8 protein-coding genes are annotated in these 9,132 nt (G+C 69.8%); all 8 read left to right on the forward strand.

What is annotated here, in order from left to right; translation table 11 throughout:
• The coding region (locus I0Q12_RS15670; RefSeq protein ID WP_197252788.1) for a DUF3152 domain-containing protein at positions 1–447 on the forward strand (447 nt) is incomplete at its 5' end.
• Between the two features lie 75 nt (positions 448–522).
• Positions 523–1,698 carry an adenylyltransferase/sulfurtransferase MoeZ gene (gene moeZ / locus I0Q12_RS15675; protein ID WP_197252789.1) on the forward strand — a complete coding sequence of 392 codons (1,176 nt, stop codon included), beginning with the start codon at positions 523–525 and terminating at the stop codon, positions 1,696–1,698.
• A gap of 111 nt (positions 1,699–1,809) precedes the next feature.
• Positions 1,810–2,664, forward strand: coding sequence for a TIGR02569 family protein (locus I0Q12_RS15680; protein WP_197252790.1), 855 nt, complete (start codon positions 1,810–1,812; stop codon positions 2,662–2,664).
• A 127-nt stretch (positions 2,665–2,791) separates the two neighbouring features.
• Entirely contained in the window at positions 2,792–4,243 is a 1,452-nt protein-coding gene (locus I0Q12_RS15685) for a nitrate/nitrite transporter (protein ID WP_197252791.1), read from the forward strand.
• A 49-nt stretch (positions 4,244–4,292) separates the two neighbouring features.
• Positions 4,293–6,806, forward strand: a complete 2,514-nt coding sequence (gene nirB, locus I0Q12_RS15690; protein ID WP_197252792.1) for a nitrite reductase large subunit NirB — start codon at positions 4,293–4,295, stop codon at positions 6,804–6,806.
• Between the two features lie 55 nt (positions 6,807–6,861).
• Positions 6,862–7,287, forward strand: coding sequence for a nitrite reductase small subunit NirD (gene nirD, locus I0Q12_RS15695; RefSeq protein WP_197252793.1), 426 nt, complete (start codon positions 6,862–6,864; stop codon positions 7,285–7,287).
• Positions 7,284–8,420: a uroporphyrinogen-III synthase gene (locus I0Q12_RS15700; protein ID WP_197252794.1), complete on the forward strand. Its 1,137-nt coding sequence runs from the start codon at positions 7,284–7,286 to the stop codon at positions 8,418–8,420. Before nirD ends, I0Q12_RS15700 begins: the two co-directional genes overlap by 4 nt.
• Positions 8,420–9,132: sirohydrochlorin chelatase (locus I0Q12_RS15705; protein ID WP_197252795.1), on the forward strand; the 713-nt coding region annotated here is incomplete at its 3' end. The genes I0Q12_RS15700 and I0Q12_RS15705, both read left to right, overlap by 1 nt.

Below are 9,132 nucleotides of genomic sequence, written 5' to 3' on the forward strand. Positions count from 1 at the left end.
ACCCTCGCCAACCCGAAGAGCTGGACGAACAGCCCCGACTTCGCGTTCCGGCGGGTCGACACCGGCGACCCCGACTTCCGGGTCTCGCTCACCTCGCAGATGAGCATCCGTCAGTACTGCGGTTTCGACATCCCCCTCGAGGGATCGTGTTTCAACCCCGGCGCCGAGCGGGTGCTGCTCAACGAGGCCAGGTGGGTGCGCGGCGCGGTCGCCTTCCAGGGCGACATCGGCTCGTACCGGCAGTATCAGATCAACCACGAGATCGGGCACGCCATCGGCTTCGCCGCGCACGAACCGTGCCGGAGCCAGGGTGGCCTCGCGCCGATCATGATGCAGCAGACGTTCGGGGTCGCGAACGACGACATCGCCCGCGTCGATCCCGGGGGAGTCGTACCCGCGGACGGGCTGATCTGCCGGTTCAATCCCTGGCCGTTCCCGCGCGGGTGAACCCGGCGTCCGGCCCGTCGCGGCGCCTGATGTGAGAATGGGCGTCGTACCGTCGAGCGCGCCGAGGAGCCTGTCGTGACCGCACTGCCACCGCTGGTGGAACCCGCCGCCGAACTGACGCGGGAGGATGTGGCCCGCTACAGCCGGCACCTGATCATCCCGAATGTGGGGGTCACCGGACAGAAGCGGATCCGCAACGCGAAGGTGCTGTTCATCGGCGCAGGCGGCCTCGGGTCCCCGGCACTGCTGTATCTGGCCGCGGCCGGGGTCGGCACGATCGGCATCGTCGAGTTCGACGAGGTCGACAGCTCCAATCTGCAGCGCCAGATCATCCACGGACAGGCCGACGTCGGCCGGTCGAAGGGGGAGAGCGCCCGCGAGACCATCGTCGGCATCAACGACACCGTCGAGGTTCGTCTGCACCCGGTACGCCTCGACACCACCAACGCGGTCGAGATCTTCCGGGAGTACGACCTCATCGTCGACGGCACCGACAACTTCGCGACCCGCTATCTCGTCAACGACGCCGCGATCCTCGCCGGCAAGCCGTACGTGTGGGGATCGATCTTCCGGTTCGAAGGTCAGGTGTCGGTGTTCTGGGAGGATGCGCCGGGCGGGGTGGGCCTGAACTACCGCGACCTGTACCCGGAGGCGCCGCCGCCCGGCATGGTGCCCTCGTGCGCCGAGGGCGGGGTGCTCGGTGTGTTGCCCGGCACCGTCGGGTGCATCATGGCCACCGAGGCGATCAAGCTCATCACCGGTATCGGTGACACCCTGCTGGGCCGGCTGATGATCTACGACGCACTCTCGATGACGTTCCGGACCGTCACGTTGCGCCGGGATCCCGGCCGCGTCCCGGTCACCGAACTCGTCGACTACGACGAGTTCTGCGGGGTGGTGTCCGAGGAGGGCGTGGCCGCCGCCGCCGAATCCACCGTCACCGCAACGGAATTGCGCGACATGCTCGACTCCGGCCGTGAACTCGCGCTCATCGACGTCCGGGAACCCGTCGAGTGGGACATCATGCACATCGACGGCGCCCGCCTGATTCCCAAGGACCGCATCCTGTCCGGTGAGGCACTCGCGGAACTTCCGCAGAACGTTCCGCTCGTCGCGTACTGCAAGACCGGTATCCGGTCCGCGGAGGTGCTCGCCGCACTCAAACGGGCCGGATTCGCGGACGCGACCCACCTGCAGGGCGGGGTCGTCGCGTGGGCACAGCAGGTCGATCCCTCGCTGCCGCTGTACTGAGTACTGTCACGTTGTCCCCGGTCACAGAATTCTGTGGGCGCAGGATCCTGTGATCATCGACAACGGAGTGCCTTCCCGGATCGCGCCGTGCACGACGGTACGGTGAGCGTCGTGAGCTCACTCGAACCCCCGCAGCACGTGCGCTCCACGTTCGGCCTCCGCGACGTCGAACCGGTACCGCTCGGCTCGGACTGGGACGGCGGCTGGCGATGTGGAGACGTGGTGCTCTCTCCGGTGGCCGATCACGCCCGCGCGGCGTGGTCGGCGAAGGTCCGCGAGACACTCAGCGTCGACGGGCTGCGTCTGGCCCGCCCGGTCCGTTCCACGGACGGCCGATACGTCGTGTCCGGGTGGCGCGCCGACACCTACATCGTCGGCACCTCGGAACCGCGCCACGACGAGGTGGTGTCGCTGTCGTTGCGTCTGCACGCCGCGACCTCGCAACTCGAGCGTCCCCGGTTCCTGATGCAGCCGCCGGTCGCGCCGTGGGCCGACGTCGACGTGTTCGTCGCCGCCGACCGGGCAGCCTGGGAGACCGTGCCGATGCGTTCGGCGCGGGCGGCCGGTGCGCCGGAGACCACCACACCGGACGGACGCAAGAGCCTGGATCTCATCAATCAGCTCGCGACCTTCCGTAAACCCGTCCATCTGCCGGACCAGCTCGTGCACGGCGATCTGTTCGGGACCGTCCTGTTCGCGGGCCGGGCCGCTCCCGGGCTGACCGACATCACGCCGTACTGGCGGCCCGCGTCGTGGGCGGCGGCCGTGGCCGTCGTCGACGCGCTGTCCTGGGGTGGCGCCGACGACGCATTGATCAGCCGCTGGGACGATCTGCCCGAGTGGCCCCAGATGCTGTTGCGTGCCGTGATGTTCCGGTTGGCCGTGCACGCGCTGCATCCGCGGTCGACCGAGGAGGCGTTCCCCGGTCTCGCGCACACCTCCGATCTGGTGCGGCTGTTGCTGTAGTTCGCCCTCACAGCGTGGCCTGCGCGTGAGTGAGAAACTCTTGACGCGGAGGTCACCGCGGGCAGCACCGCGGCAACACCCACTTCCTACCTTGGGTTCATCACGAATCCGAGAGAGGTGGGGCGGGGTGGCTGCGACTATCGAAAACGAAACGCTGCGAGCGAAATTCGCGCGGAAGCACAACATCGAGCACTGGGACGCCGAAGACGTCGAGGCGTGGGAGTCCGGTAACAAGGACATCGCGAAGCGGAACCTGATCTGGTCCGTCATCGCCGAGCACGTCGGTTTCTCGGTGTGGTCCATCTGGTCGGTCATGGTCCTGTTCATGCCCACCCCCGTCTACGGCATCGACGCCGCCGGCAAGTTCTTCCTGGTGGCGGTGCCGACACTGGTCGGCTCGCTCCTGCGCATTCCCTACACCGTCGCGACGGCGCGTTTCGGTGGCCGCAACTGGACGATCTTCAGCGCGCTGGTGCTGTTCGTGCCGCTGCTGGCAACGCTCTACCTGATGCTCAACCCCGGCTACTCGTACACCACGTTCATGCTGGTCGCCGCGATCGCCGGTGTCGGCGGCGGCAACTTCGCCTCGTCGATGACCAACATCAACGCGTTCTACCCGCAGCGACTGAAGGGCTGGGCGCTCGGACTCAACGCCGGCGGCGGCAACATCGGTGTGCCGGTCGTCCAGCTCATCGGTCTGCTCGTCATCGCCACCGTCGGCAACACCGAACCGTGGATCGTGTGCGCCGTCTACCTGGTGGCGTGCGGTGTCGCGGCGGTCGGAGCGGCGTTGTTCATGGACAACCTCGGCGGCCAGAAGGCGGACCTGCGGGCGATGGGCGAGGCCCTGAAGTTCCGCGACTCGTGGATCGTGTCCTTCCTCTACATCGGCACGTTCGGCTCGTTCATCGGCTTCAGCTTCGCGTTCGGCCAGGTCCTGCAGATCAACTTCCTCGCCGGTGGTGACACGCCCGCCCAGGCGGCACTGCACGCCGCGCAGATCGCGTTCATCGGCCCGCTGCTCGGTTCGATCTCCCGTCCCTACGGCGGCAAGCTCGCAGACCGCATCGGCGGCGGCCGCATCACGATGGTCACCTTCGCCGCGATGGCTTTGGCGGCCGGTGTCCTGATCGTCGCCGGTGTCCTCGACGACGCGTCGGCGGGCGCCCCCACCGGCGGCATCATGACCGCCTACGTCCTCGGCTTCATCGCACTGTTCCTGCTGTCGGGTATCGGCAACGGCTCGGTGTACAAGATGATCCCGTCGATCTTCGAAGCCAAGGCGCAGAGCCTCGACCACCTCGACCGCGCAGCCAAGGCCGTCTGGTCGCGCACCATGTCCGGCGCGCTCATCGGCTTCGCCGGCGCGATCGGCGGGCTCGGCGGCGTCGGCATCAACCTGGTGCTCCGCGCCTCCTACGCCGGCGAGGCGAAGTCCGCGACGATGGCCTTCTGGGTCTTCGGGGCCTTCTACCTGGTGTGCATCGCCGTCACCTGGCTGGTCTTCCTCCGCACCCCCCGCACGGCGGCCGTCACCGAGACCGCCGAAGCGGACCGTCCGTCCGTCCCGGTCGTCTGACGCCGTACCCCGGCACTGATCCACCCTGCACGAGAGAAAGCGAAATCCCATGAGCCGCAAGAACGTTGTCGTCGTCGGACACGGAATGGTCGGACACCGCTTCGTCGAAGCGCTGCGTGCCCGCGACGAGCACGACACCTGGTCGGTGACGGTGTTGAGCGAGGAGACGCAGCCTGCCTACGACCGCGTCGGTCTGTCCTCCTACGTCGGCTCGTGGGATGCGAAGGAACTCGCGCTCGCCGGCAACACCTACGACGGTGACGACCTCGTCGACCTGAAGCTCGGCACGCGCGCCGCGGCGATCGACCGCGCCGCGCGCACCGTCACCACCGACGGCGGCGAGGTGATCGGGTACGACGCGCTGGTCATGGCCACCGGTTCGTATCCGTTCGTGCCGCCGATCCCCGGCAAGGACCTGCCCGGCACGTTCGTCTACCGCACCCTCGACGACCTCGACGGCATCCGGGCCGCGGCCGACGCCGCCGGACCCGGTGCCGTGGGTGTGGTGGTCGGCGGTGGCCTGCTCGGCCTCGAGGCCGCCAACGCCCTGAAGCTGATGGGCATGACGCCGCACGTCGTCGAGTTCGCGCCCCGGCTGATGCCGCTGCAGGTCGACGAGGGCGGCGGCAACGTGCTGGCCCGGCTCGTGACCGACCTGGGCCTGACCGTGCACACCGGGGTCGGCACCTCGGCGATCACCGAAGGTCCCGCAGGGCTGAAGGTCGAACTGTCCGACGGTTCCGTCATCGACGCTTCGGTGCTGGTGTTCTCGGCCGGTGTCCGCCCGCAGGATGCGCTCGCCCGCGACACCGGCCTCGAGGTCGGCGCACGCGGCGGCATCCTCACCGACATCGGCTGCCGCAGCGTCACCGACGAGTCGGTGTACGCGGTCGGCGAGTGCGCGGCCGTCGAAGGCACCTGCTACGGCCTCGTCGCCCCCGGCTACAGCACCGCCGAGGTCGTCGCCGACCGTCTGCTCGGCGGCGACGCCGAGCAGCTTGAGCTTCGTGGACAGGTCGGCGCCGGGGAACTCGGCGTCGATGTCGCCAGCTTCGGTGACGCCCACGCGACCACCCCGGGTGCGCTCGAGGTGGTGCTGTCCGACGCCGCGAAGGGCACCTACGCCAAGCTCGTCGTCTCGGACGACGCGAAGATCCTGCTCGGGGGCATCCTCGTCGGCGACGCCTCGGCGTACGGGTCGCTGCGGCCGCTCGTCGGGCGGGAGCTGCCCGGCGACCCCGCGGCCCTGATCTCCCCGGCCGGGGAGAAGCCCGGCGCCGGCTCGTTGCCGGACGACGCCGAGGTCTGCTCGTGCAACGGCGTCACGAAGGGCACGATCTGCGGCGCGATCTCGGAGGGCGCCTGCGACATCGCGCAGGTCAAGGCGTGCACGAACGCCGGTACCACCTGCGGTGGCTGCCTGCCGACCATCAAGCAGCTGCTCGCGTCGTCCGGGGTGGAGCTCAGCAAGGCGCTGTGCGAACACTTCGAGCAGTCCCGCGCCGAGCTGTTCGAGATCGTCCAGGCCACCGGAATCCGCACGTTCTCCGCGCTGATCGCCAGGTACGGCAAGGGCTCCGGGTGCGACATCTGCAAGCCGGTGGTCGCCTCGATCCTCGCCTCCACCGACTCGGACCACATTCTGCACCCGAAGCAGGCCGGTCTGCAGGACACCAACGACCACTTCCTCGCGAACATCCAGAAGAACGGCACCTACTCGGTGGTGCCGCGCATGCCGGGCGGCGAGTGCACCCCGGAACAGCTGATCGTGATCGGCGAGGTGGCCCGCGACTTCGGGCTCTACGTGAAGATGACCGGCGGCCAGCGGATCGACCTGTTCGGTGCGCGCGTCGAGCAGCTGCCGCTGATCTGGAAGCGGCTCGTCGACGCCGGCATGGAGTCGGGTCAGGCCTACGGCAAGTCGCTGCGGACCGTGAAGAGCTGCGTCGGTTCGACGTGGTGCCGGTACGGCGTGCAGGACTCCGTCGGGATGGCCGTCGACCTGGAGCTGCGCTACCGCGGTCTGCGTTCACCGCACAAGCTCAAGTTCGGTGTCTCCGGGTGCGCCCGCGAATGCGCGGAGGCCCGCGGCAAGGACGTCGGTGTCATCGCCACCGAGAGCGGCTGGAACCTGTACGTGTGCGGCAACGGCGGCCAGTCGCCCAAGCACGCGCAGTTGCTCGCCGGGGGTCTCGACGACGACACCCTCGTCAAGTACATCGACCGGTTCCTGATGTTCTACATCCGCACCGCGGACCGGCTGCAGCGCACCGCGCCGTGGCTGGAGGCGATGGAGGGCGGTCTCGACCACCTCCGTGAGGTCGTGTGCGAGGACAGCCTCGGTATCGCCGCCGAACTCGAGGCCGCGATGGCCAAGCACGTCGAGGGCTACCGCGACGAGTGGGCCGGCGTGCTCGAGGACCCGGAGAAGCTCGCCCGGTTCGTCTCGTTCGTCAACGCACCCGACGAGGCCGACCCGACCGTTCAATTCGACGAGACCGGGAAGCGGAAGGTTCCCGTCCTGGTCGGGATGCCCGCTTACCGGCCGGGAATCTCCGGGTAACTCGCCCGAAACACCGGACCCGGATGATTTCGTCAGTACTTTCGAGGGAGGACCTATGACCGTCATCGAGATGCATGGCGCAGCGGGAACGACGCGCCAGAGCGTGTTCGACGGCCGCTTGGAATGGACGTCTGCGTGCCCGCTCAGCCGGCTGGTACCCGGCTGTGGAGTCGCGGTACTGCTGCGCGGGGGCGAGCAGGTGGCGCTGTTCCTGCTCGACGACGGCACGCTGCGTGCCGTCGGCAACATCGATCCGTACGCCCGCGCCGCGGTGATGTCGCGCGGACTCGTCGGGGACCGGGCGGGCGAGCCGACCGTGGCCTCCCCGCTGCTCAAGCAGGTGTTCTCGCTCAACGACGGTCGCTGCCTCGACGACCCCGAGGTGTCGCTGCCGGTGTACGACGTGCGCGTCTGGGCCGGCGTGGTGCAGATCCACAGCAAGCGGATGACGGGCGCCGCCGACGCCGGCGAGCTTTCGTGAGCGACGGCACCGAGCCGTTGCGGGGATTCACCATCGGGGTGACCGCGTCGCGCCGCGCGGAGGAGTTCACGACGCTGCTCACCCGCCGCGGCGCGGAGGTCGTCCTCGCCCCGGCGATCCGCATCATCCCGCTGTCCGACGACACCGAGCTCGAACGGGTCACCCGCGACATCATCGCGAACCCGCCGGACATCACGGTCGCCACCACGGCGATCGGATTCCGGGGCTGGATCGGTGCGGCGGAGGGCTGGGGCCTGTCCGAGGATCTCACCGAGGCCCTCGGCGGCAGCCGGATTCTGGCGCGCGGCCCGAAGGTGACCGGCGCGATCCGCGCCGCCGAGCTGCGGGAGGAGTGGTCCCCGGCATCGGAATCGTCGGCCGAGGTGCTCGCCCACCTGCTCGCCGAGGGCGTCGAGGGGCAGCGCATCGCGGTGCAGCTGCACGGCGAGCGCACCGAATGGGAACCCGGCGCCGACCTGTGCGAGGAACTGCGCGCGGCCGGTGCCGAGGTCGTCGCCGTCCCGGTCTACCGGTGGACCCCGCCGGAGGATCCGACCGCGCTGGACCGGCTCATCGAACAGATCGCCGACTACGGGCTCGACGCGGTCAGCTTCACCAGCGCACCGGCTGTGGCGTCCCTGCTGATGCGGGCCAAGCAGACCGGGATGCTCGAACTGGTGCTGCGCGCGATGCGCAGCGGCGTCACCGCCGTGTGCGTCGGCCCCGTCACGGCCGCGCCGCTCGCCGCACTCGACGTGCCGGTCACCATGCCGGCCCGGGCCCGGCTCGGTTCCCTGGCCCGGCACCTCGCCGAAGAACTACCCCGCCGGGCGGTCCGCATCGAAGCCGGCGGGCACGTCCTGGGTATGCGCGGACGCTGCGTCATCGTCGACGAGGAGAAGCGCTGCCTCGCCCCGGCCGGAATGGCCCTGCTCCGCACGCTCGCGTCCCGTCCCGGACGGGTCGTCGCGCGCGAGGAGCTGCTCGCCGCTCTTCCCGGCGGTGGGGGAGACACCCACGCGGTCGAGACCGCCGTGGCACGACTGCGGTCGTCGCTCGGCGCGCCTGCGATCGTGCAGACCGTCGTCAAGCGGGGTTACCGCCTCGCCGTCGACCCGGAGGATATGCGCTGATGACTCGACCCCAGTTGCTGCTCGTCGCCCACGGCACCCGCAATCCGCGCGGTGTCGACATGATCGCCTCGCTCGCCGACGCCGTCGCCGGGCGGGTCGGCTCCACCCGCGTCGCGTTCGTGGACGTGCTCGGTCCGTCGCCGGCGGAGGTCCTGCGCGACTCGTCCCGCCCCACGGTGCTGGTGCCGGCGTTCCTCGCGTCCGGCTACCACGTGCACAGCGACGTGCCGCAGGAGGTCGCGGCGAGCGGGCACACCGCGGTGTCGGTGACCGGAGCCCTCGGCCCCGACCCGATCCTTGCTCAGGTGCTCGTGCAGCGGCTCGAGGCCGCCGGATGGCGCCCCGGGGACGCAGTGGTCCTCGCCGCCGCCGGATCGTCCGATCCGCGTGCGCTGCGCGACGTGCGCAGCGCCGCCCGCATGCTGTCCTCGCTGGTCCGCACCACCGTGCGCGTCGCATATGTCGCCACCGGTTCACCCCGGGTCCCCGAGGTGGTCGACACCCTGCGCGCGCAGGGGGCGCGCAGGGTGTTCATCGCCTCGTATCTGCTCGCGCCCGGTCTGTTCCATTCCCGGCTCGCCGACGCGGGTGCCGACGGGGTCGCCGCGCCGCTCGGCGTCACCGATTCGATCGTCGATCTCCTCGCGCAGCGCTACCACGAGGGCGCGCGGCTCGTCGGTGGGCCTGCGGCCCCGGTGTCTCTTTATGGCGG

The organism is Rhodococcus sp. CX (assembly GCF_015865005.1).
Taxonomy (GTDB): Bacteria; Actinomycetota; Actinomycetes; order Mycobacteriales; family Mycobacteriaceae; genus Rhodococcus.

Excerpts from the sequence above, each read along its gene's own strand:
- nirB (WP_197252792.1), top strand. The coding sequence starts at position 4,293 with ATGAGCCGCAAGAACGTTGTCGTCGTCGGACACGGAATGGTCGGACAC.
- nirD (WP_197252793.1), top strand. The coding sequence starts at position 6,862 with ATGACCGTCATCGAGATGCATGGCGCAGCGGGAACGACGCGCCAGAGC.